Source organism: Nocardioides sp. NPDC054178 (genome assembly GCF_055585005.1).
This window is the reverse complement of record NZ_JBVJKY010000004.1, coordinates 106,355-126,911: the sequence shown is the minus strand read 5'-3', so window position 1 is coordinate 126,911 and position 20,557 is coordinate 106,355. Positions and strand designations below refer to the sequence as shown.

The 20,557-nt window shown below is 68.2% G+C and carries 19 protein-coding genes and 1 tRNA gene; 9 read left to right on the top strand and 11 right to left on the bottom strand.

All coding sequences use genetic code 11. The features are described 5' to 3' along the window. Positions 1 to 150: 150 nt before the first annotated feature. On the bottom strand, positions 151 to 792 hold the full coding sequence (locus ACZ6WN_RS16550) for a TetR/AcrR family transcriptional regulator (protein WP_465866008.1): 642 nt from the start codon (positions 790 to 792) through the stop codon (positions 151 to 153). 163 nt (positions 793 to 955) lie between these two features. Here ACZ6WN_RS16550 and ACZ6WN_RS16545 point away from each other — a divergent pair, with 163 nt between their 5' ends. Genes ACZ6WN_RS16545 through ACZ6WN_RS16530 form a run of 4 tightly spaced genes read left to right on the top strand, consistent with a single transcriptional unit; the run spans position 956 to position 5,089 of the window. Further along, positions 956 to 2,563, top strand: a complete 1,608-nt coding sequence (locus ACZ6WN_RS16545; RefSeq protein WP_465866007.1) for an MFS transporter — start codon at positions 956 to 958, stop codon at positions 2,561 to 2,563. Positions 2,564 to 2,604: 41 nt separating this feature from the next. After that, positions 2,605 to 3,780, top strand: coding sequence for a cytochrome P450 (locus ACZ6WN_RS16540; protein WP_465866006.1), 1,176 nt, complete (start codon positions 2,605 to 2,607; stop codon positions 3,778 to 3,780). Next, complete coding sequence (locus tag ACZ6WN_RS16535; RefSeq protein WP_465866005.1) at positions 3,777 to 3,965, top strand: ferredoxin; 189 nt, start codon at positions 3,777 to 3,779, stop codon at positions 3,963 to 3,965. The genes ACZ6WN_RS16540 and ACZ6WN_RS16535 overlap by 4 nt, the downstream gene beginning before the upstream one ends. Next, entirely contained in the window at positions 3,962 to 5,089 is a 1,128-nt protein-coding gene (locus ACZ6WN_RS16530) for an NAD(P)/FAD-dependent oxidoreductase (RefSeq protein ID WP_465866004.1), read from the top strand. The genes ACZ6WN_RS16535 and ACZ6WN_RS16530 overlap by 4 nt, the downstream gene beginning before the upstream one ends. A gap of 67 nt (positions 5,090 to 5,156) precedes the next feature. Here ACZ6WN_RS16530 and ACZ6WN_RS16525 read toward each other — a convergent pair whose 3' ends face one another. From ACZ6WN_RS16525 to ACZ6WN_RS16500, 6 genes are read right to left on the bottom strand one after another with little or no spacing between them, the layout of a single operon-like run. Beyond that, on the bottom strand, positions 5,157 to 6,878 hold the full coding sequence (locus ACZ6WN_RS16525) for a CocE/NonD family hydrolase (protein WP_465866003.1): 1,722 nt from the start codon (positions 6,876 to 6,878) through the stop codon (positions 5,157 to 5,159). Next, complete coding sequence (locus tag ACZ6WN_RS16520) at positions 6,875 to 7,789, bottom strand: MBL fold metallo-hydrolase (RefSeq protein ID WP_465866002.1); 915 nt, start codon at positions 7,787 to 7,789, stop codon at positions 6,875 to 6,877. Before ACZ6WN_RS16520 ends, ACZ6WN_RS16525 begins: the two co-directional genes overlap by 4 nt. Then, positions 7,789 to 8,694, bottom strand: coding sequence for an alpha/beta hydrolase (locus ACZ6WN_RS16515; protein WP_465866001.1), 906 nt, complete (start codon positions 8,692 to 8,694; stop codon positions 7,789 to 7,791). The genes ACZ6WN_RS16520 and ACZ6WN_RS16515 overlap by 1 nt, the downstream gene beginning before the upstream one ends. 6 nt (positions 8,695 to 8,700) lie before the next feature. Continuing rightward, positions 8,701 to 9,810, bottom strand: coding sequence for an FAD-dependent monooxygenase (locus ACZ6WN_RS16510; protein ID WP_465865999.1), 1,110 nt, complete (start codon positions 9,808 to 9,810; stop codon positions 8,701 to 8,703). A gap of 9 nt (positions 9,811 to 9,819) precedes the next feature. Beyond that, positions 9,820 to 10,827: a phosphotriesterase family protein gene (locus tag ACZ6WN_RS16505; RefSeq protein ID WP_465865997.1), complete on the bottom strand. Its 1,008-nt coding sequence runs from the start codon at positions 10,825 to 10,827 to the stop codon at positions 9,820 to 9,822. Between the two features lie 3 nt (positions 10,828 to 10,830). Continuing rightward, complete coding sequence (locus tag ACZ6WN_RS16500; RefSeq protein WP_465865996.1) at positions 10,831 to 11,724, bottom strand: phosphotriesterase family protein; 894 nt, start codon at positions 11,722 to 11,724, stop codon at positions 10,831 to 10,833. Positions 11,725 to 11,989: 265 nt separating this feature from the next. Between ACZ6WN_RS16500 and ACZ6WN_RS16495 the strand changes: the two genes are divergently transcribed. The 4 genes from ACZ6WN_RS16495 to ACZ6WN_RS16480 all read left to right on the top strand — a co-directional run bounded on the left by ACZ6WN_RS16495 (position 11,990) and on the right by ACZ6WN_RS16480 (position 16,743). Beyond that, a complete protein-coding gene (locus tag ACZ6WN_RS16495; protein ID WP_465865994.1) occupies positions 11,990 to 12,700 on the top strand; it encodes a response regulator transcription factor in 711 nt (236 codons plus the stop codon). Beyond that, positions 12,697 to 14,004 carry a HAMP domain-containing sensor histidine kinase gene (locus tag ACZ6WN_RS16490; protein ID WP_465865992.1) on the top strand — a complete coding sequence of 436 codons (1,308 nt, stop codon included), beginning with the start codon at positions 12,697 to 12,699 and terminating at the stop codon, positions 14,002 to 14,004. Before ACZ6WN_RS16495 ends, ACZ6WN_RS16490 begins: the two co-directional genes overlap by 4 nt. 116 nt (positions 14,005 to 14,120) lie before the next feature. Beyond that, positions 14,121 to 15,377 carry a COG4705 family protein gene (locus ACZ6WN_RS16485; RefSeq protein ID WP_465865991.1) on the top strand — a complete coding sequence of 419 codons (1,257 nt, stop codon included), beginning with the start codon at positions 14,121 to 14,123 and terminating at the stop codon, positions 15,375 to 15,377. A 586-nt stretch (positions 15,378 to 15,963) separates the two neighbouring features. After that, positions 15,964 to 16,743, top strand: a complete 780-nt coding sequence (locus ACZ6WN_RS16480) for a hypothetical protein (protein ID WP_465865990.1) — start codon at positions 15,964 to 15,966, stop codon at positions 16,741 to 16,743. Between the two features lie 550 nt (positions 16,744 to 17,293). On the opposite strand, the gene ACZ6WN_RS16475 is transcribed toward ACZ6WN_RS16480, so the two are convergent. The 4 genes from ACZ6WN_RS16475 to ACZ6WN_RS16460 form a co-directional block, all read right to left on the bottom strand. Continuing rightward, positions 17,294 to 17,419 carry a hypothetical protein gene (locus tag ACZ6WN_RS16475; RefSeq protein WP_465865989.1) on the bottom strand — a complete coding sequence of 42 codons (126 nt, stop codon included), beginning with the start codon at positions 17,417 to 17,419 and terminating at the stop codon, positions 17,294 to 17,296. 34 nt (positions 17,420 to 17,453) lie between these two features. After that, positions 17,454 to 18,233: a hypothetical protein gene (locus tag ACZ6WN_RS16470; protein ID WP_465865988.1), complete on the bottom strand. Its 780-nt coding sequence runs from the start codon at positions 18,231 to 18,233 to the stop codon at positions 17,454 to 17,456. A gap of 16 nt (positions 18,234 to 18,249) precedes the next feature. Beyond that, positions 18,250 to 18,810 carry a hypothetical protein gene (locus ACZ6WN_RS16465; protein ID WP_465865987.1) on the bottom strand — a complete coding sequence of 187 codons (561 nt, stop codon included), beginning with the start codon at positions 18,808 to 18,810 and terminating at the stop codon, positions 18,250 to 18,252. A 750-nt stretch (positions 18,811 to 19,560) separates the two neighbouring features. After that, positions 19,561 to 19,635 (bottom strand) — tRNA-Val (locus tag ACZ6WN_RS16460). Positions 19,636 to 19,746: 111 nt separating this feature from the next. Here ACZ6WN_RS16460 and ACZ6WN_RS16455 point away from each other — a divergent pair. Next, positions 19,747 to 20,550, top strand: coding sequence for an alpha/beta fold hydrolase (locus tag ACZ6WN_RS16455; RefSeq protein WP_465865985.1), 804 nt, complete (start codon positions 19,747 to 19,749; stop codon positions 20,548 to 20,550). The last annotated feature ends 7 nt before the right edge of the window (positions 20,551 to 20,557 follow it).

Here is a 20,557-nt window from a genome sequence, read left to right as displayed (position 1 = left end):
CACCCCGTGACGTCGTCATGCCGAGGGCGAGCGGCCGCCGCCTTCCTCACCAGGAAGCGCTGTGCCGATGCATCGTGGGGCACGTGTCTGCAGAGCCGAGGGCGCATCGACAGGCCTGCGCGCGCAGGCAGGTGTGACGCCCCGCGGCACTCAAGCCAGGTTGTGCCCGGCCTCAGCAGAGCCGTGTCCGATGGTGCCGCACCAGCTCTCGGTCAGAACGGTGAGGACCTCATCGCGGTCCACTCCCCAGTGTCCCGGCGTCCAGTGTCGCGCGACATGGTCGAGCTCCGTGAAAGCGATGACACCGCGCAGGCGTCGAGTCGCGGGCGCAAACCGGCCGGCGCGGTTGAGCCCTTCGGTGATGTCGCCGACCACCTCGTCGGTCCACTCGTCGAGCAGCGCCTGGATCTCGGGATCGACCGCAGCCGCCTGGAACGCCGTGACGGTGTAGGGGCGGATGGCGTCCCAATGAGTGGAGACGTCCTCGAGCCACCCGCGAATCCGCTCGTCGCTGCCGTCGGCGACCACGTCCACCAGCTCACGTGCCGTACTCCCATGGTCCTCCGAGGGGACCCGACCGAGCTCGACGTTGAGCCGCTCTCTGATGAGCGCCTTCATCAGCTCCACCTTCGAGGGGAAGTGAGCATAGAAGGTGGCACGGGTAGCGCCCGCGGTCGAGGCGATGTCGTCGACAGTCGTCGACGCGTACCCCTTCTCCCCGAAGAGGTTCAGGCCCGTGTCGAGGAGGAGCTCGCGGGTCATCCGCTTCTGGGCTGCGCGCAGGTTGGCCATGGCGCGACTCTAGTGCGACCGACCGCGGCCCACGGAGCCGCCACGATAGGAAGACAATGAGACCTGTGACTTGACACTATGTCTAGTGACATGTCAGATTGCCTGCGTCCGGTCGTGATGCCGATCACACTCGGAGACGGCTCGAGTCCTCAGGAGTCCCCTCATGTCCACAGCAGTGGCGCCGGTGAAGGCGCCCCGATACACCGCGACCGTCGTCGCAGGTTGCTTCGCAGTTCTCCTCGCCCAAGTCGCCTACTCGCTGCCCGGCGCTCTCAACGGCACCTTCCAGTCGGAGTTCTCCGCCAGCGGAACCGACCTGACCTGGATCAGCGCTGCCTTCGCGATCCCGATGGTCGTCTTCGAGCTCACCACCGGCGTCATCGGCGACCTCTTCGGGCGCAAGCGCCTGCTGCAGGCCGGAGCGCTCCTCACTGCCTTCGGCGGGGTCGTGACGTACGTCGCCGACAGCGTCGAGGTTCTGTGGGTAGGTCAGATCGTGGCTGGTCTCGGTGCTGCCGTCCTCTACCCGATCTCCCTCGCGATGATCGCCGCGCAGGCACCGAGCACGGAGCAGCGCGCGAAGTCGATCGCCCTGTGGGCGGGATTCCTGTCCATCGGTGCGGCCATCGCCCCCATGCTGGGTGGTGCACTCGCCTCCGCAGGAAACTGGCGTGCGGCGTACCTCATCGTCATCGTTGCCGCCGCGGTCTCCATCCTGGTCACGTTCGCCGCCTCCGACTCCTCCGCACCGGAGGGGCGCAAGCTCGACGTTCCCGGCCAGGTCACCTTGGCGGTCGGCCTGATCGCGCTGTTGTTCGCGGCCACCCACGGCTCCGAGATCGGGTTCGGCCAGCCGATCATCATCGCCGCAGCCGGCCTCGGCGCAGTCCTGCTCGCCGCGTTCGTGCGCATCGAACTGCGCACCGAGGTGCCGCTCATCCAGCTCGGCCTGTTCGCCAACCGCGCCTACGCCGTCGTCGCGATAGCGACCGTGATCGGCATGTTCGCCTTCCTCGGGATCTGCTTCTCGATGTCGATCTGGCTCGGCGCGATCCAGCACCAGGAAGCCGTACGCATCGGCATCCTGTTCCTCTTCATCCAGGGACCGGCCTTCGTGCTGGTGCCGGTGGTCTCCCGCCTGATCAGCAACGTCTCGCCACGGTGGGTGCTCAGCATCGGATTCGCGTCGATGGCGGTGGCCGGCATCTGGTGCTCCACCTTCGACGTGAACGACATGACCTGGACCCGGTTCGTCGCGCCGATGCTGGCACTGGGGGTCGGGTTCGCGATGACGGTCGGCTCCATCACGGCTGTCGCGATCAACACCGTTCCGCTGCGCCTGGCCGGGATGGCCTCGGCTACGACCAACCTGCTGCGTGATCTGGGTTTCGCGCTCGGGCCGGTGCTCGTCGGAGCGGTCGCGACCGCGTCGGCCAACGCCCGCCTGGTCGCCGACCTGGAGGGCGTGGTCGGTGAGCTCGTCGGCTCCGGCACGCTCGATGAGGCGCACGCCGACGCGGCGGTCGGGATCGGCCACGAGGGTGGCGCGATGGCGCTCAACTCGATGCCGGTCATCCCCGGAGGCGAGCCGGTGCGGATGCCGGCCGAGATCGCCGGCCTGGCCATGGAGTCGCTGGGAGCGGCGTACAACCTCGCCTTCCTGGTCTGCGGCGTCTGCGCCGCCGTCGCCGCGGTCCTCACGCTGGTGGGGCTCGTCGGCGCGCAGGCCCCGGCCGACCTCGATTCCGCCGACGTTCCGGCGACCGCCTGATCTTCCGCCCACCGACCTGTCCACCACCACCAGAGGAAGCCATGAGCACGCCGCCAACCTCCGATGTCGACATCTTCGATGATGAGATCCTGATCGACCCCTACCCCACCTACGCCGCGCTGCGGGACCTCGGCCCGGTCGTCCACCTGCCTGCCAACGACGTCTACGTACTGACCCGCTACGACGCGATCCGCAGGGCGCTCAGCGACACCGACGCGTTCTCCTCGGCGGCCGCGATCGGGTTCAACCCCGCGGTCAACGAGGCGCTCACCGGCACCTCGCTCGCCTCTGATCCGCCGGACCACACCCGGCTGCGTGCGGCGCTGACCGAGAATCTATCGCCGCGGGCCTTGCGCGGCCTGAAGCCCCAGATCGAGGAGAAGGCCGACGCGCTGGTCGCCGACCTGGTCGAACGAGGCACCTTCGAGGCGATCGACCAGATCGCCAGGGCCTTCCCGCTCGAGATCGTCGCCGACCTGATCGGCTTCACCGGCGACGTACGCGCCAACATGCTGCGCTGGGGCCAAGCCGCGATGCAGGTGATCGGGCCGATGAACCAGCGCACGGCGGAGAGCTTCCCGATCGCCGGTGAACTGTACGCCTGGTGCTCGAGCGTCACTGCTGAGGACCTGCAGCCGGGCTCCGTCGGCCGGGGCGTCTTCGAAGCCGAGTCCCGCGGCGACATCCCGCCGGGCACTGCAGGACACATCATCCACCAGTATCTCGGCGCGGGCGTCGACACGACCGTCGCCGCGCTCGGCAACGCCGTCGCCCTGCTGGGCCGGCACCCCGAACAGCTCGCCGCGATCCGTGCCGACCGCGCACTGGTCCCGGCGGCGTTCAACGAGGTGCTGCGTTACTGGGCACCGGTGCATGTCTGGGGCCGGCGCGCCACAGGTGAGGTCGAGATCGACGGTCTCGTCGTGCCGACGGGCGCCCAGGTCGGGATCCTCTTCGGCGCCGGCAACCGCGACCCACGGCACTACGAGGAGCCCGACGTCTTCCGTGTCGAGCGCAACCCGGTCGACCACCTCTCCTTTGGGTACGGACCGCACGGCTGTGCCGGGCAGGGCCTCGCCCGGCTCGAGGTGCACGCCGTCATCGAGGCATTCTCGCGCCGCGTCGTGCGACTCGAGCTCGGCGACGAGGTCCGTGTCGCCAGCAACATCACCCGGAGCATCGAGGGGCTCCCCGTCATGGAGGTCGTCTCCGCATGAGGATCCTGCTCGACCGCCCTCGCTGCGAGGGCCATGGCCTGTGCGAAGAGGCCGCCCCCGACCTCATGCACCTCGACGACGACGGTGAGCTCGTCATCGACGTCGAGGAGGTCGGCGAGGCCGACGCCCGGGCCGCCGGCGCCGCGGCCCGGGTCTGCCCCGTAGCAGCGCTCCGTATCGGATGAGCGCGTTGACGGAACGAGTCGTCGTCGTGGGCCACGGCATCGCCGGGCTCACCACCGCGGATGCGCTGCGCGCGGCAGGGTTCGACGGCGACCTCACGATCATCGGGGACGAGCCTGCCTACAGTCGCCCGGCGCTCTCCAAGGCGCTCCTCGCCGACCCCGCCGACGGCGGGTCGCACGAGCTGCCACCCAGCGACCACGGTGCCGAGGAGATCCTCGATACCCGTGCGTCAGGACTCGACCAGGCACGCAAGGTCGTCGTCCTGGCGGATGGCAGGGAGGTGGCGTACGACAAGGTCGTGATCGCCACCGGCTCCCGCGCCCGGAGGCTCAGCGACCAGCCTGAGGAGATGACGCTTCGCGGTCTCGCCGACGCGCAGGCGCTACGCGACCGCCTCACCTCCACCCCGAGCGTGGTGGTCGTCGGCGGGGGTCCGCTCGGTATGGAGATCGCGTCCGGCACGCTCGCCCGAGGCTGCCCGGTGACCGTCGTCTCCCAGGGACCGCCGCTCGCCGCCCAGCTTGGCCCCCACCTGTCACAGGTCTTCACCAGGGCCGCGCGCGAGCGCGGGGCGAACATCGTCGAGACGGCCGGCGCCACCATCGCCGGCCGCGGCCGTGTCGTGTGCGCCGAGGGAGCCGACCTGAGCGCGGACCTGGTCGTGGGCGCCGTCGGCGATGTGCCGAACACCGAGTGGCTCTCCGGCTCCGGCGTGCTACGCGCCGGCCGTGGCGCCGTCCACGTCGACGAGCGCTGTCTGGTCACGCTCGACGTGGCGGCCGTCGGCGACGTCGCCGCTGCGCCCGTTGCCGGCGGCCACCGGCGTACGCCGTTGTGGAACAGCGCCATCGAACAGGCCAAGGTCGCTTCGGCTGCACTGCTGCACGGGCAGGACGCCCCGATGCTCGAGCCGCGGCCGTACTTCTGGACCGAGGCGTTCGGGCTCAGCCTCAAGGCCGTCGGCCCGATGCCGGTCGCCGGCCGACCCGAGTACGTCGACGGCGGCCGTGGCGGGCCGGCGCTGATGCGCTGGCACCACGCCGACGGGTCGGCCACCGTGGTCGCGCTCGACTACCGCATCCCGATCCCCAGGATGCGGCGCCTGGCCGCCGCCAAAGCTTGAGCGCGACACCAGAAAGAGCACCGGGGCCGGTCCATGGAGGACCGGCCCCGGTGCTGTTGTGGCGTGCTCAGGTCGTGACGAGCGGCAGCACCAGCCGCGAAGGATGCTCGGCATCGCGGTAGATCTTGTGCGTGGTCGGTCGCCCGATGGGCAGGTGGAACGAGTCGGGCGGGAGCAGCGCGTTGTGCTCGTCCTGCATCGGCTCATTGGCGGAGAGCTCCACGACGAGCCGGTGCCCCGGCAGGATCGTGGCTGCGAACGGGTAGATGCGAAGGACGTACTCGTTGATCTCGCCCGGCACCACCGGCACCTTGCGGGTGTGCGGGTGCACCGGGCTGCCCTCGGTGGTGCGCTCCGGATCCAGCTCGCGCTGGCTCGCCTTGAGATAGGCCGTCGAGACGAGCTGGCGCTTGCCGGACGGCGCGTAGTCCCAGATCCGTGCGATGAAGTTGGTGTCGTCCTGGTCGATCTCCGCGTGGAGGTGGAGCGCACCGGTGCCGAGAAGCTCCATCGGCTCTTCGAGCACCGGGGTGGACCAGGTCAGCATCCCGATCGTGTCGGTCGTGATGATCGGGGCCTGGAAATAGCCCTCGTAACCGGCGACATCGGAGGCGAAGCGCTCCGGCGTCTCCGACAGCTTCTGACGGCCACGCAGGTAGAGCGCCCTGTGCTCGGCTGCCTTCGGCGGCCACGCCTCGGCCTCGACGTACCGCCTCGTGCCCTCCATGAAGACCGAGACGGCCGGTTCCTCCTCGACACCGTTGTCGACGCCCTTGAGCCACTTGTCGTACCAGCGGAACATCTCGTCGTGGTCCTCGACCCACGGCCGCGACTGCATCGGCGGGTACGGGCCGATGGTCAGCTTCTTGTGCTTCGAACCGATGTTGAGGAACGTCTCGATCGTCGAGTCGAGCGTCCAGCCGCGACCCTGCTCCATCTTGAGCCAGACCGGGATGTCGATGTTCTTCGCGAGGTTGACTGGGTTGCGCTCCTCGTACCACTCGCCGTCGAGGTCGTTGGTGATGATGTCGAACCACGCCTCGTGGTGCTTCGGGTAGTGCAGCGTGTGGACGAGGTTCGGCCAGGCCTGGACATCGGGGTCGGCGAGACGTTCGGCCACTCGAGCCTTGACCTCCTCCTCGGGGACACACTCGAGCATCCGTGAGGTGGTGCGGTCGGTGAAGGCCCAGCCGGAGTCACCGCCGCGCCCCTCGCGGGCGGCGCGCGGCATGAACCACATGACGCCGCCGTGGTAGGTCGTCTCGTAGAAGTCGTAGTGCCCGCCGGAGACGAAGATCGCTTTCAGCGAGGGCGGGCGCTCGGCCGCCGCGAGCACCTGCATCGACCCGAAGTACGAGATGCCGATCATGCCGACGTTGCCGTCGCACCACGGCTGCGCGGCGACCCACTCGATGAAGTCGTACGCATCCTGGCCCAGCGGCACGCCACCGGCGTTGTAGTTGCCGACGTGGTCGCCCTCGGAGGCTCCGGAGCCACGAATATCGCCGATCACGTGGACGTAGCCTTCGGCCACGACGCGGGCGATGTCACCGGCCTCGATGCAGCCGTCCCAAAGCGGGGACGGCCGGCGCTGCGGCGGGATGGTCAGGGCGAGCGCCTGGAGCTCCTTGCCGTAGGGCGAGAGCGCGACCAGCGCAGGGCGCGGGGCGCCGACGTCGCCTCCGTAGGCATCAGCGGCGAGCTTCACGCCGTCGCGCATGGGCACGCTGAGGTCCTTGTGGACGGCGACCTGCTCGGTGCCCACCTGGATCGTGCGGATGTCGGTCATGAGTGCTCCTTCAGCACCCGGTAACCGTGAAGGGAGGTGAAGAAGGGTGACGGCTCCAGCGTCGGGTCGCCGTCGTAGCCCAGCTCGGTGGCGAGCTGTTCGAAGGGCGAGCAGCGCGAGTCGGTCTCGACGGGCTGGAAGCCGGTGATCGCAGCCCGGATCTCGGCCTCCCGGGCCAGGCTCGCCTCCAACGCCTCGCGAGCGCCGGCGGCGTCGAGCACGACCGGGAACGGGCTGCCATCGGCGCGCCGGTAAGGGTGGCCGAGGAACAGCCGGCCCGGCTCGAGGGCGAGCACATTCTGCAACGAGCCGCGGTAGGCATCGGGATCCTCGAACCCCGGGAAGCCGCTGGCCGCGCCGTAGCCCTGCGCGGCGTCGCCGATGAAGACGTCGTTCGCCCCCTCGATGACGTACGCCACTGCACCCGGCGTGTGCCCCGGCACCGCGACGACGCGCACCGAGACCCCGCCGAGGTCGAGCACGTCGCCGTCCGCGACGGTCAGGGAAGGCGTCATCTCACCCGATATCGCCTCGAGCGCCTCGGCGGACTTCCTCGCCTCGAGTGCGGTCGCGTCCACGTAGTCACCGCGCAGCGCGAGCGCCTCCTCGACGTGCGCACGCCGGGAACGGAGGAAGTGTGCGTCGGTCTGCGAGATGACCACCTTCGCCTGGCGGCCGGTGGCCTCCCACAATGCGTAGGCGCCTCCGACGTGGTCGATGTGACCATGCGTTAGCAGGATCCACCTCACGTCCTCGATCCGTCTCCCGAGCTTCTCGAGCTCGGCGGGCACCGCGGCGGCCGATGCGGCGACTCCGGTGTCGACGAGGGCGAGCTCCGGGGCGTCGATGAGGAAGCTGAAAAGCGCGAACCGCCCCCAAGGAGCGGCGATCGGGTGGACATCGACCACCATCAGCCCTCCTGCAGGAAGGCGGCGACGGTCTCGAAGACCTGGGCGAACTCCGGGATCTGAGAGAAGTTCTGGACGAACCCGTGGTTCGCGCCCTCCCAGCGCACCGCGTTCACCTCGACCCCGGCCTCCCGCAGCCTCTGGGCATAGCGCTCCCCCTCGTCGCGCAGCGGGTCGAACTCCGCGGTCACGACCAGCGCCTTGGGCAGGCCCTCGAACGAGGTCCGCTTGATCGGCGAGACGAGCGGGTTGTCCGGGTCGGCGCCGGAGTCGAGGTAGAACGCGTTGAACGGCTTCAAACCGGCAGTCTCCAGGCCGTAGCCGGTCGCGTTCTCCACCAGTGACGGGTAGCGCGTCTCGTCGAAGTCGAGGTCGAGCGAGGGGTAGAAGAGGATCTGGTGGGTCACGGCGTCGTAGCCGTCGTCCGTGGCCATCGCGGCCACCGCCGCCGCGAACGTGCCGCCGGAGGAGTCGCCCGCGACAGCGAGCGTCGAACCGTCCCAGCCGAGCTTCTCGCCGTTCTCCTGCACCCACCGCACCGCGGCGTAGCAGTCGTGGAGGCCCGCCGGGAACTCGTTCTCCGGAGCCAGCCGGTAGTCCACCGAGACGACCTTCAGACCGGTCGCCCTCGCGAGATGGCGCGCGACGTGGTCGTGGGTGTCCAGCGACCCCAGGAAGAACGCGCCGCCGTGGAAGTAGACGATGACACCGGACGCGTCGGTGGAGTCGGCGTAGAGCCTGACAGGTGCGTCACCCGCCGACATGTCCTCGACCGACGCGATCGGCAGCCGGTCCCCGAGCGGCGGAACCTGGCTGGCCTCTCCGGCGCGCATCGCGACCGGGTCGAGCACGGCGGAAGGGGCGGGAAGCGTCGCCAGAACCTTGGCGACCTCGGGATGGATGGGCATCTGTGATCAGCCCTCCTGACGTCCGGAGTTCGGCTTCTGACCAGGAAAGACGTCATTGACCTCGTCCTCGCTCCAGCCCTGACGGGAGATCCGCTGCAGCTCGTCGGTGACCGGCTTGCGCTCGGCGACGTACGCCTCGAGCGCCTCCGGCACCGAAGCCGCCGCGACCAGGGCGCCGGCGAGAGCGCCGGCGTCCAGGATCGCCGAGTTGGCGCCCTGGCCCTGGTGGTGACACATGGCGTGGGCGGCGTCGCCGAGCAGGACCACCGAGTCGGTGGACCACCGCTCGACGGGGTCGATGTCGTAGACCGCGCGCTTGTTGACCGCGGCGAGGTCGAGCCGTCGGGTGGCGTCGACGATGCGGGGGTCGAAGCCCTCCACCGTCTTCAGGATGTAGTCGAGGTCGACCTCGGGCGCCCAGGTGCCGTCGACGTCCAGGGCGGTGATGTCGAAGGAGACCTGGCCCCGGGAGAGCAGCGGGAGGAGGTAGACCTTGGTGCCGCGGCCGATGTACATCCGCAGCTTGCCGTCGGCGACCAGGCTCAGCAGGTCGGCGTCCTCGACGACGACTCGGTAGGCGTGCTCCCCGGCGAAGACCGGCTGGGCATCGGTGAAGAGCTGCTCGCGGATCACCGACTTGATCCCGTCGGCGGCGACGACCAGGTCGTAGGTCTCGCTTTGGCCATCGGCGAAGCTCAACGTCGCGCTCGGGCCGTTGTCGGCGATCTTCTCCAGCCGGTGGCCGAGCTTGACCATGCTCTTCGGCAGAGTGGCGAAGAGTGCCTCGATGAAGTCGCCGCGGTGGATCAGATGGGTGGTCACGCCGTGCACGTCGACCTCGGGCCAGATCTCCTCGGCGATCGGGTGACCTTCGGCGGTGAGGATCTGGAACGATTCCGACGCGTTGGAGACGCTCGTGATGGCCTCGAGCTCGCCCCAGGCACGGAACTGCGCCAAGGAGGAGGGTCGCAGCCCGATCCCGGCGCCGACCTCCTTGATCTCGGAGGCCTGCTCGTAGACGGTGACGTTCGCGCCGGCCACGGAGAGCGCCTTGGCGGCGGCCAGGCCGCCGTAGCCGCCGCCGACGATCGCGATGGTGAGGTTCTTCAGGTCCATGGTGGTCTTTCAGTTCGTGGTGAGAGAGGACAGCGCGGGGCCCTGCCGGCCCAGGCTCTGCTGGTCCAAGAAGGCAGCGGGGAGCTCGACGAAGATCCGGTGGATCGTCTCCTCGGTGACGCCGTTCTCGCGCAAGGCGGGCAGCAGGGTCTCGAAGAGGTAGTTGACGGTGTGGCCCTTGACGCCGGGCCAGCCCAGCGGTGAGCAGTTGGCGTCCGCGGAGGCGAGGACGGAGTCGACCAGGCCGTCGCGCAGGTAACCGAGGAAGTGCTCGAGCCGCTCGGCGCGGGGACGCCCCCAGAACGGCGGGTCGGGCAGCTCCAGGTCGTAGCCGAAGGTGTCGAAGCCGATCCGCCCGCCCTGCGCAGCGATCCAGCGGTCCTTCACCTTGCCCTGGGAGACACCGTCGTCGGCGTGACCGAAGAGCACCCGGTGCAGCGGCAGCCCCTCCTCGGCGAAGACCTCGACGGCGGGCTCGACGTCGACGGCGAGGTGGGTGAAGATCGGCACTCCGGTGGCGAGCGCAGCACGGGCGGCGGCCCGGTAGATCCGCAGGTCCAGCGGCTTCATCCGGAATCCCCGGGAGACGCCGACCTTGATGATCCCGGCTCGCGCGGTGGTGCCGGGGATGCCGACGGTGATCTCGTGGACGAACTGCTCGGTCAGGTACTCCACCGAGGCCCGCTCGAAGAACGGCAGCGCGGTGTCGCCGCCGACGAACCCGGTCGAGGCGACGATGTGCACTCCGGTCTTCTCCGAGAGCGACTGGTAGTAGGGGACGTCGCGGCCGTTGCAGATGCCAGTGGCGTCGACGAACGTCGCAGCGCCGTAGGGCCGGGTGTTCTCAGCGAACCTCCGCAGCTTCGGCACGGTCTCCTCGTAACGGACCTCGGGGGTCTTCCACCACCGGGTGTCCAGCTCGGAGCCCGGCATCCCGTAGCCGATGTGCTCATGGACGGCGACGAAGCCGAGCTCCTCGACCGGGATCGTCCCCAGGACGGTGTTCACAGAGCCCATCGCTCAGTCCTCCTTCACAGCCAGCAACGTGGCCGGGTTGGTGATCAAGATCTGGTCGGCGAGCTCCCCGGGCAGGTCCGCCCGCACGGCGGAGATCAGACGGTCGTACGCCGCCTCCGGCACCTCGTGGCCGAGGGCCTGCCCCGCTCGCCCGGTGGCAAGGAGGATTCGATCCGCATGCCCCGACTCGGCCAGCGCCGCAGCCTCGGATGCCCCTGCGAGGACGACGTACGCGCCCTGCTCGGCCAGCTTCGCAGCGGCGGATCCGGGGCTCGAGACCGCGACCCGACTGGCGTTCAGGCCCTCCTGGGTGATGACGGCGAGCTCGGCGACCGCATCGGCTCCGGCCACGAACGTGACCGGCACACCGGTTGCCAGCGCGGCACGGGCCGAGCCGCGTAGCAGCTCGACGTCGGTGGGCGTAGCCCCCTCGGCGGTCACCGCGGTAGCGATGACCCCTGCGTGTCCGCGGCGCTCCACCCGCGGCACGACCATGCCGTCGGTGACCTCCGCACAGAACAGGTCTGCCCACTTCTCGGCCGGCCACGGGGTCGGCGGGTTGGTCTGCGGGGTCAGGAAGTAGCCGCCGAGCATGCCCTCCGGCCCCTGTCCGGTGGAGGCGACCACGTGGATGCCGGTTGCGCGGGAGAGCGCCTCGTACAAGCGCAGGTCACGACCGGCGAACTGGCCGGTGACGTCGACGATGCTTCCGCCACCGACCTTCTTGAAGGCGCGCAGCTTCGTCGCAAGCGCCTCGAACACAGCTGCTCGGTCGAGATCGATGTCGTAGGCGTACTGCGCTCCGGGCAGCACCGACAACAGCGCCTCGTTGGTCAGCGTCAGCCCCAATTCGCCGGCGGGGACCGGCCCCAGAACGGTGTTCACGATCTTGCCCATGTGTCTCCTTCGCAGCACGACTCGACCACCTTGTGGCCGCAGTCACGGTAGGCTTCGGTAGACACCATGTCAAATGACTAGACTATCTGATGGCCGTCCGTGGAACGGAGGACGAGGTGGTGAGCGGAGGCAGCGGATCGGTCATGTGGGGCCCACCCGTCCCAGGCCCGGGTGCACACCGAGCATGGCCACCTCGGCGCCGTCGCTCGGCGACACATTCGGCCTGTGCGTCGCGCTTTGATCTCGTGCTGGCACCATCGGTCGGGTGAGACTCACCGTCGGCATCTGCGAAGACGACCCCTCGCTGCGTCGCGTCCTGCGTCAGGCACTCGACCTGGCGGGTCACGACGTCGTCATGGCACACACCGGCGGCGAAGCCCTCAAGCTCTTCGGGCGCGGCGCCGGGCTCGACGTCGTCGTCATGGACATCGGGCTCCCCGACGCCGACGGCCGGGACGTGTGCCAGGCGCTGAAGACCGCGGGCCAAGAGGCTCCGGTCCTGTTCCTGACCGCCCTCGGCGCGGTTCACGAGAGGTTGTCCGGGTTCAGCTCGGGTGGCGACGACTACGTCGCCAAGCCCTTCGACATCAAGGAGCTGCTTGCTCGGGTCGCGGTCCTGGGGCGACGCGGTCGGCAGCTCACCAACGGGTCGAACCACTCCGGCCTGATCCTCGACCCCGCCACGCACTCGTTGCGTACCGATGCCGGCGAGGTGCTGCTCTCACCGACGGAGTTCCGGATGCTGGCCGCGATCGCGGGCCGCTCCGGGGAGGCGGTCAGGCGACATGCGGTCGTCGCCGCCGCCTGGCCGGACGGTGCGATGGTCAGCGACAACACCGTCGACTCCCTCATGCGGCGGCTGCGGGGCAAGCTCACCGAGGTCGACGCCCCTGTGGAGATCCAGACTCTCCGGGGCATCGGCTTTCGCCTGCATCCCATCGAGCCCGACGATCGTCACGAGCGAGAGATCCGATGATCTTCGACCCACGAGGGTCCTTTCGCCGCCAGCTCGTCGCCCTGACCGCCGCCGTCACCGCCATCGGTGTCGTCGCCCTGACCATTCTGGTGCAGCTGGTGCTCGCCCGATCGACCGAGCACAGTCTCGACACGGTGCTCGAGGACCGCGCAGAGACGGTCATCAGCTCGATCTCGACGGCGCCCGACGGGGGGCTCCTCGTACCGGACGACCTGCTCGACGCGGGCGTCGCCGTCTACGGCGCCGACGGGCGACTGGCGGCCGGCAGCATCCCTCGCTCGCAGCGCACCATCTACGCCGACCTCGCCACGGTCCGCCATCGTCGCACCGTCGATCACGCCGGATCCGACGAGAGCCGGGTGCTGGCCGAGCCCTTCACCACCGGTGACGGCACCTCCGGTGTCGTCGTGGTCACCGAGCGGCTCTCGCCCTATGAACGCGCCGAGCGCCAGGCGCTCCTGGTATGCGTCGGCGCCGGCCTCATGATGATCGCCCTGGCCGCCGGGCTAGCCCAGTGGGTCAGCAGACGCGCACTCGCACCGGTCGCCGAGATGACCCGCGCAGCCGACGACTGGAGCGAGCACGACCTCACCCATCGGTTCGACCTCGGCCCGGGCAGCAACGAGATCGCAAGCCTCGGGCGCACCCTTGACCGACTCCTCGAGCGCGTCGCGATCGCCATCCGCTCAGAGCAACGGCTCACCTCCGAGCTCGCCCACGAGCTCCGCACCCCGCTCGCGACCATCCGGGCCAACGCCGACCTGACCCTGAGCCGCGACCTCAGCCCCGCTTCAGCGCGAGACAGCCTCGAGGAGATCGCGGCAGCGGCAAAGCAGATGGGCTTGACGATCGAGGGCCTCCTCGAGCTCGCCCGCACCCACACCGGCCAGGGGCTGCCCGGAGCCTGTGGCCTGCGGGAAGCGGTCCTCGAGGCTGTCGGCCCGCTCGACCACGGAAGCATCGACATCGCCGTCGACCCGGCCGTCAGAGTCCTGCTGCCCCAGGCTCTCGCCGTGCGAGCGATCTCGCCGATCGTCGCGAACGCCGGCCGCCTGGCCCGAAGGATCGAAGTCTCCTCCGCTACCCCACGCCCCGGCTACGTGGACCTGTACGTCGATGACGACGGTCCGGGCATTCCGGCAAGCCGGCGCGAGCTGGTCTTCGAACCGGGCCACACGACCGGTGACGGAGCCGGTCTCGGACTCGCGCTCTCGCGCCGGGTCGCGCGCAGCATGGGTGGAGACGTACGCGTGGCCGACGGGCCGCTGGCGACCCGCCTCGTCATCACCCTCCCCGCAGCGTGACGGTCTGCCCGAACTCCCTCGATGACCTGTTCAGGTTCGTGTCAGGCGGAGCGACCGATGCTCTGCCCATGTCTTCTTCGATGCAAGCCATAGACGTACGACCAAGCGCGCGCCAGATGCTCAACAAGGTGCCGGAGGTCACCTTGTGGTTCTGGGTGATCAAGATCCTGTGCACCACGGTCGGCGAGAGCTTCGCCGACTACATCAACGAGACCCTCGGCGTGGGCCTGGTGCCGACGGCGGTCATCTTCACGGCGGCCTTCGCCATCGTCCTGACGATCCAGATGCGGCTACGGCGCTACGTGCCGGCGATCTACTGGCTCACCGTCGTCGTGGTCAGCGTCACCGGGACGCTCTACACCGACATCCTCACCGACCAGTACGCCGTGCCGCTGTGGATCAGCACCACCGTGTTCTCGACGCTCCTCGCCGCGGTGTTCGGCATCTGGTACGCCCGCGAGCGCACCCTCTCCATCCACAGCATCGTCACCAGGCCCCGCGAGTCCTTCTACTGGCTCACCGTCCTGGTCACCTTCGCGCTCGGGACCGCCACCGGCGACTGGACGCTCGAGCTCACCGGCTGGGGTCCCGGCAAGTCCGTCCTCCTTCCGCTGGCCCTGATCCTGATGATCACCGCCCTGTGGCGCTACGGCGCCAACTCGGTGCTCAGCTTCTGGCTCGCCTACGTCCTGACCCGTCCGCTCGGGGCGAACATCGGCGACTGGTTCGTCACCCCGACCAGCGAGAAGGGCCTCGGCCTGGGCACCATGGTGACCAGCCTGATCTTCCTCGCCGCGATCCTGGCCACCGTCATCTACCTCTCGCTCTCCCGCGCCGACGTGATCGAAGGAGGCGGCGAGCACACCGTGACCGGTGGACAGAGGACACCCGCACCGGACAGCCCGCGGCGCGAGCGCAACTCCCTGGCCGCACTCGGAGCAGTCGCCATCGCGACCTGCGCGATCCTGGCCTATGCCAACAGCCAGCCGCACGCGAGCGCGCTCGACGCGGAGGAGGGCAAGGCCCCGTCCTGCTCCGGCGACACATCCTCGCTCAGCCCCGCCGAAGCACAGCAGCAGACCGCGTCCGCCTTCCCTCGGGATGACGTCAGCCACTTCCGCTCGATCTCACAAGACACCCTGGCCCTCGTTCAGGCCGACGACCAGTCCGGCGCGGCCTCGAGGATCACCGACCTCGAGACCTCTTGGGACAACGCCGAATCGCGCCTCGCGACCAAGGACTGCGTGACGTGGACCTACCTCGACCAGGAGATCGATGATGCCCTGAGCGCCGTGCGCGCCTCGAGCCCCGACCAGCGTTCCGAGACCGAGGCTCTCACCACGCTGGTGTCGACGCTCGGGGGTCCTGCGTGACGCCACCCGCGCCACGAACCGTCTACGACGTCAGGCTCGATGAAAGTATCCGGGTCTGAGCACTGCTCTCCGTGCCGCACGCCGACGCTATCCGTGATCACGCAGGGCGGTCGACCATCGGTGGGCAGACCCAGCGTGAATCGCGAGTGCCCTGAAACCCGTATCCGGGTCCAGGGCACTCGCTGTTGTAGTGCGTGATGCTGGTTCGACGGGGCCGGCCGGGATCTGGCGGTTGCCCGGGGCCAACGCCCAGTCGAGTCGGTCAACCGCAGGACGGTCCTATCGAGGTGACCCGTGATGAGTCAGCCACGGTCGTTCTTCTTCCGGTTGCCTAATGCGCGTGACTTGAGTTCGATCAGTCACGCTGGCAGTCCGCCGAGCAGGTCTTGGCCGACCCGTCCTCGTCGATATCGTCCTGTACATCTGATAAGGCGAGCGTGTTGTGGAAGTCGCTCAGTGCTGCACGGATCCGACGGCGCCTACGAGCCGGGGAGTAGACGGCGCCCGCGGTCGGTGCTTGACCATCGACTCCAGCGCGGATTGAATCGGCTTTACTTACATGAGCGCTTGTGAAGGGGTCAATCGGGTGGCCGAGTTCAAGTTCTCGCGTGTAGCGCTGACGATCGTCGCGCTCTCCTCGTTCGCGACGGCATGCCAAGCGGGCGATGAGACCTCGGCCGGCAAAGCCGACCCAACGAGCAACACGTCGAGCAGTCCCTCCGAGGAGGGATGCCTCGCTTGGTCAGTGCCCTGTTCGCGGGCGCCGGAGTCAGGGTTGCCTACGCCCGAGGTTTGGCCGCCAGTGTCCGCGTTGTCCTATAAGTCAGCTGTCGTCCGACTGCCGGGCAAGGGGTGGCTCGCGGTGCCAAGGGGAGAGGAAAACGACCTGGCGGTGTCGCCGGGAGGTTCCTCGGATTACAGAGTTTCCAAGAGCGCCGCCATCGTCTACGACGACAGCAAGCCCAACCGTCGAAAGAGCAAGGCGACAGTCAGTCTGGAGATCCATGACTACGATCCCCATGCCCTGGGCAATGACCTAGACGTCGACGATATGCGCACTGAGGTCACCAAGATCGACTTGGAGAACCGGCAGACCTGGGGCCCGGCGACCCAGAAGCCATCGATCACCAAGGACGGTGTGGTCTACGACGTCATCGCGTCGGGACAGAAGTCGCTGTGGAAAGAAGACCGGGGCAAGATCGACACCTGGAGGCTGGACTACATCGGCGTCGCGATGCGCAAGGACGGCAACGGTGCCGACGGCATCCAGACGGTCATCGAGTGCCGGGGCGAGTTCTACACAGAGAAGAAGTGCACGAATCTGGCGAACGCCGTGTTCGCCACACTGCGAGTGAAGAAGCGGTGACGAGGCCAGGCCTCCCTCGCCCATAGGTCAGACCTACCCTGGTGACAAGCGGCAGCCGGCGCGGGGCTGTTCTGGCAACATGGCCCAGAGCGGCCCCATGTCGTGCGCTGCGACCAGTACTGACGTGCTAGGAATTCCAGTCCTCCGAAGGGGCAAGGTTCGGCAGTCAGAACGGGCCGCTGGCAAAAGTTGGTGAAGAAGACGGCTGGTGTCTTGGCCGTCTCGGCGGCAATCGTGCCTCTATGTGGCTCAGGCTCGAGAAGTGAGCGACGGGTCTCGGCGCAAAGCAGGCGCTAAGGGGCCCTCAGTTGGCAGCAGATCGAAGGCCGTGCGTGGGCGCGGCGAACGGCATCGATGTGCCCGCATCGGACGGGTTCCAACGACCGTCGTAGCTCATCGAGAAGCCGCCGATCTCTTGTCTAGGCGTTGAGGCGAAGGCGGAGGCATGTCTCTCAGCTAGCGACCGAGATCTGAGGGCCCGGCGGACTTCACCGCGCGGGCCCTCAGCTATTCCTGGGTCCGATGTGCCGCCAGAGAAATGGGCAAGGGTCTAGTTCGGGTGGATGCCCGCGGCGACCTTCTCGCCATAGGACGCACAGGCCTCGGCGGAATTGTCGGGGAATCGCTTGTCCTTGTAACAGAGCAACTCGACCTCAAGGGTGTTGCCGTAGAGCATGGTCTTGTACGTCTCGAACCAGAAGTCATCTGACTCATAGCTGACGTGCGTGAGCAGGAGCCCGCCGTCGGAGGTGACGTCGTCGTGTCGTCGTACGTTGTCGTAGAAGTCCTTCATCGTGGGGGAGCTCGAACTTGAGCATCTTGTCGAGGTCCTCGGCGGTGGCTTTCCCGCCTTCGCCGCCGGCAGCCAGGTTCCTGACCTGGATCTTCATCGGGGCGCTCTGGTCCTTCTCGAGCTTGTCGTAGTAGGCGACGGGGCTCCGCTTTTTGTCGCCGGCCAGTACGAAGTGCCACTTGTCGTCGGGGACGGTGATCGTGGCGTCAGGGACCCAGATCCCAGGGATCTGATCGCCGAGCTTCGGCGGCCACGCCGCCGGATCGATCGACGCCGCTTCACCGGGACCGTCCGACGAACCCGACGAGTCAGACTGTTCATCAGTGGTTGCGCTCATCCCGTTCTCGGTGCAGGTCTTGAGCACCTGATCGAGGTAGGGGCGTCGCTCCGCTCCGACAGGGGCTTTCGACCGGAGCTCCTCTGCGGTCGCCTGGAGGTCGGCGTTCTCCGCGTAGTCGCTCATCATCAAGAACAGGACGTTCCACAGTCCGTCCTTGTCGTCCTCGAGGTCGGGCAGCTCCGTCGCCTTGGCACAGAAGGCCTGGTCGCGTTTGGAGAGCGTCAGTTCTGCCGGAGCCTTGGTCCCATCCTCGCTCTCGGTGGCCTCGCCGGCGTTGCCGCTCGCGGTTGAGCTCTGCCCGCAGCCGGCCAAGGCGATCGCGGCGGTGACCATGAAGGCCAGTGCTGTCTTACGCATCGTGGTATCTCCTCGGTCAGCTGAACTTGAAGGTGGGCATGACGTTGGTCAGGTAGTCCTGTACCTCGGCACCGGAGGCGTGGGAACTGAAGGTGAAGTTGATCCAGATGTGTCGGCCGTTGTGCCACGTGCCGAATGAGTGCTCCCGAGAACCAACCTCGCCGCCGTCGGGGTTGTACTCCACGAAGTGGTAGAGCTGCTTACCGCCCGCTTGGACGTTCGGCAGCCGGAACCCGCTGTCGGGATGAGTGAAGTGAACCCCGACTTCCTGGTCGAGGTACTCCCCGAACCGGGCGGGATCCTTGGGCGGCTTGCCGTCGTCGCCGCCGCCGAAAGACAGCGGTACTTGGGACTCCAACGTGAGGAATCCGGTCCACTGCACTGTGGAGGGTCCCCACGGCGGTGCCGAGACGACGACCTTGTCATCTCCACCGTCGCCCGGGACCTGGAGGTCGGGAGCCGAGGCCAACTCCTCGTCCTCTTTCCATTTCGGTGGCACCTTGAAGCTCACCTTCGCCTTGGAGTTGTTGAAGGTCTGCCAGTTGCCCGGCGCCGGCTTCGGCTTGAAGGTCTCCACCTTCCCCGGCTCGTACGCCGAGGGCACCTGGGTGCCGGCCGCAGCCGATGCGGACGGTGGTGGCGATGGGGCCGTCGTCGATGAGCGCAGGTGGTTGAAGTCTTCGGCGCCGGCGGGCAGTGGTGCAGTCACCGCTAGCACTGCGGCGAACGCGACACCGAGCCGAAATGGACGATGAGAACGCAACTGAATCCCCCGAGATCCCCCGCTTGGTGCGGGTTTGAGACGTCTTCGCTGGCATGAAGGCGTTTAGGTAAAGACAACCGTATTCGAACTCGCCTGCGGTTGAGGCGTCAACCGCAAATGGCGGGGATGGGGTGAGTGCCAGGCCCGCTGATGCGTTGGCGGGTCTCGTGCTGTTGGGGATGAGCATTTCGGCCAGCTCGCGGCAAGGCTGGTTGCGTCGGCCTCAACGGACGCGCAGCAGGTCGCGGTTGCCGTTGGGGGCGGTGAGGGCGATTCTGCCGTTGGGCATGCTTGAGGCCTCGGCGTACTTGACCGACCAGATGCGGGTCCGCGGGATCGTCAGGTCTATCTGTTTCGAGGTCCCGAGAGTGTGATCGCTCCTGCCCGCTCTTGGCCCGGATGGTCAGTTCTGGCCATCGTAGTCGACCTCCCTGCACGGTTCATGATCACGCGAATGGGTTTGGACCTCAACGCACCGACGCGACATAGCATCCTCGTAGCACTTTTTGATAGACGAAACCCCGCCTGATCGGTGAAGTACCAGATCAGACGGGGTTTCTCGGATGGTGCGTGATACTGGGTTCGAACCAGTGACCCCTTCGGTGTGAACGAAGTGCGCTACCACTGCGCCAATCACGCGTTGCGGGTGAAACATTAGCGCATGCGCTCGCCGGACCCACATTCGGGGATACGTGGGACGTAGGCTCCCAGGCATCGGCACGACACCCAGAGGCAACCGAAGGAGCGACGATGCTCGCGTACGAACGGACCGGCAGCGGGGAGCCGCTGCTCCTGCTCCATGGCATCGGGCACCGCCGACAGGCGTGGGCGGCGGTGGTGGAGCGGCTGGCCGAGGAGTTCGAGGTGATCACGGTCGATCTGCCGGGGCACGGTGAGTCGCCGGCGTTCGAGCTGGCGGGGCGTACGGTGCGGGAGGCGGTGACCGAGGAGCTGCATACGCTTCGCAGCGAGCTCGGGATCGAGCGGCCACATGTCGCCGGCAACAGCCTCGGCGGCCTGCTCGCGCTGGAGATGGGCGATGCCGGCCACGCGCGCTCGGTGACGGCACTCTCCCCCGCCGGGTTCTGGATGAACGGCATCGACTACCTCTACGTCCGCGGCGTGTTCACCGGGATCCAGGCGGTCGCGCGGCCGCTGGCACCGGTGTCGGGCACGCTGCTGCAGTCGCGGGTGGCACGTACGGTCACGATGGGCTGCTTCTTCGCTCACCCGGACCGGATCGACCCGGCCATGGCGGCCGCCGACACGGCCAACATGGTCGCCTCGCGCGCGGGGATCAAGACCTTCTTCAGCGGCGCCTACCGCTACCCCGGAGCGACGCGGACCGACGTCCCGACGACGATCGCCTGGGCCTCGCGCGACCTCACCCTCCTGCCCTACCAGGCGAAGGTGGCCGCTCGGCGGCTTCCGCACGCGACCCACCGGTGGCTGGCGGGCTGCGGCCACGTACCGATGAACGATGACCCCGACCTGGTGGCCGAGGTCATCCGCGAGACCGCCCGGACGCAACCGCGCGACCAGCAGGTCGCCTAGCAGATCA

What these genes read in the sequence shown, in the direction of transcription:
- ACZ6WN_RS16550 (WP_465866008.1), bottom strand. Translation starts at nt 792, where the DNA reads ATGGCCAACCTGCGCGCAGCCCAGAAGCGGATGACCCGCGAGCTCCTC.
- ACZ6WN_RS16545 (WP_465866007.1), top strand. Translation starts at nt 956, where the DNA reads ATGTCCACAGCAGTGGCGCCGGTGAAGGCGCCCCGATACACCGCGACC.
- ACZ6WN_RS16540 (WP_465866006.1), top strand. Translation starts at nt 2,605, where the DNA reads ATGAGCACGCCGCCAACCTCCGATGTCGACATCTTCGATGATGAGATC.
- ACZ6WN_RS16535 (WP_465866005.1), top strand. Translation starts at nt 3,777, where the DNA reads ATGAGGATCCTGCTCGACCGCCCTCGCTGCGAGGGCCATGGCCTGTGC.
- ACZ6WN_RS16530 (WP_465866004.1), top strand. Translation starts at nt 3,962, where the DNA reads ATGAGCGCGTTGACGGAACGAGTCGTCGTCGTGGGCCACGGCATCGCC.
- ACZ6WN_RS16525 (WP_465866003.1), bottom strand. Translation starts at nt 6,878, where the DNA reads ATGACCGACATCCGCACGATCCAGGTGGGCACCGAGCAGGTCGCCGTC.
- ACZ6WN_RS16520 (WP_465866002.1), bottom strand. Translation starts at nt 7,789, where the DNA reads ATGGTGGTCGATGTCCACCCGATCGCCGCTCCTTGGGGGCGGTTCGCG.
- ACZ6WN_RS16515 (WP_465866001.1), bottom strand. Translation starts at nt 8,694, where the DNA reads ATGCCCATCCATCCCGAGGTCGCCAAGGTTCTGGCGACGCTTCCCGCC.
- ACZ6WN_RS16510 (WP_465865999.1), bottom strand. Translation starts at nt 9,810, where the DNA reads ATGGACCTGAAGAACCTCACCATCGCGATCGTCGGCGGCGGCTACGGC.
- ACZ6WN_RS16505 (WP_465865997.1), bottom strand. Translation starts at nt 10,827, where the DNA reads ATGGGCTCTGTGAACACCGTCCTGGGGACGATCCCGGTCGAGGAGCTC.
- ACZ6WN_RS16500 (WP_465865996.1), bottom strand. Translation starts at nt 11,724, where the DNA reads ATGGGCAAGATCGTGAACACCGTTCTGGGGCCGGTCCCCGCCGGCGAA.
- ACZ6WN_RS16490 (WP_465865992.1), top strand. Translation starts at nt 12,697, where the DNA reads ATGATCTTCGACCCACGAGGGTCCTTTCGCCGCCAGCTCGTCGCCCTG.
- ACZ6WN_RS16485 (WP_465865991.1), top strand. Translation starts at nt 14,121, where the DNA reads ATGCTCAACAAGGTGCCGGAGGTCACCTTGTGGTTCTGGGTGATCAAG.
- ACZ6WN_RS16475 (WP_465865989.1), bottom strand. Translation starts at nt 17,419, where the DNA reads ATGCTCTACGGCAACACCCTTGAGGTCGAGTTGCTCTGTTACAAGGAC.
- ACZ6WN_RS16470 (WP_465865988.1), bottom strand. Translation starts at nt 18,233, where the DNA reads ATGCGTAAGACAGCACTGGCCTTCATGGTCACCGCCGCGATCGCCTTG.
- ACZ6WN_RS16455 (WP_465865985.1), top strand. Translation starts at nt 19,747, where the DNA reads ATGCTCGCGTACGAACGGACCGGCAGCGGGGAGCCGCTGCTCCTGCTC.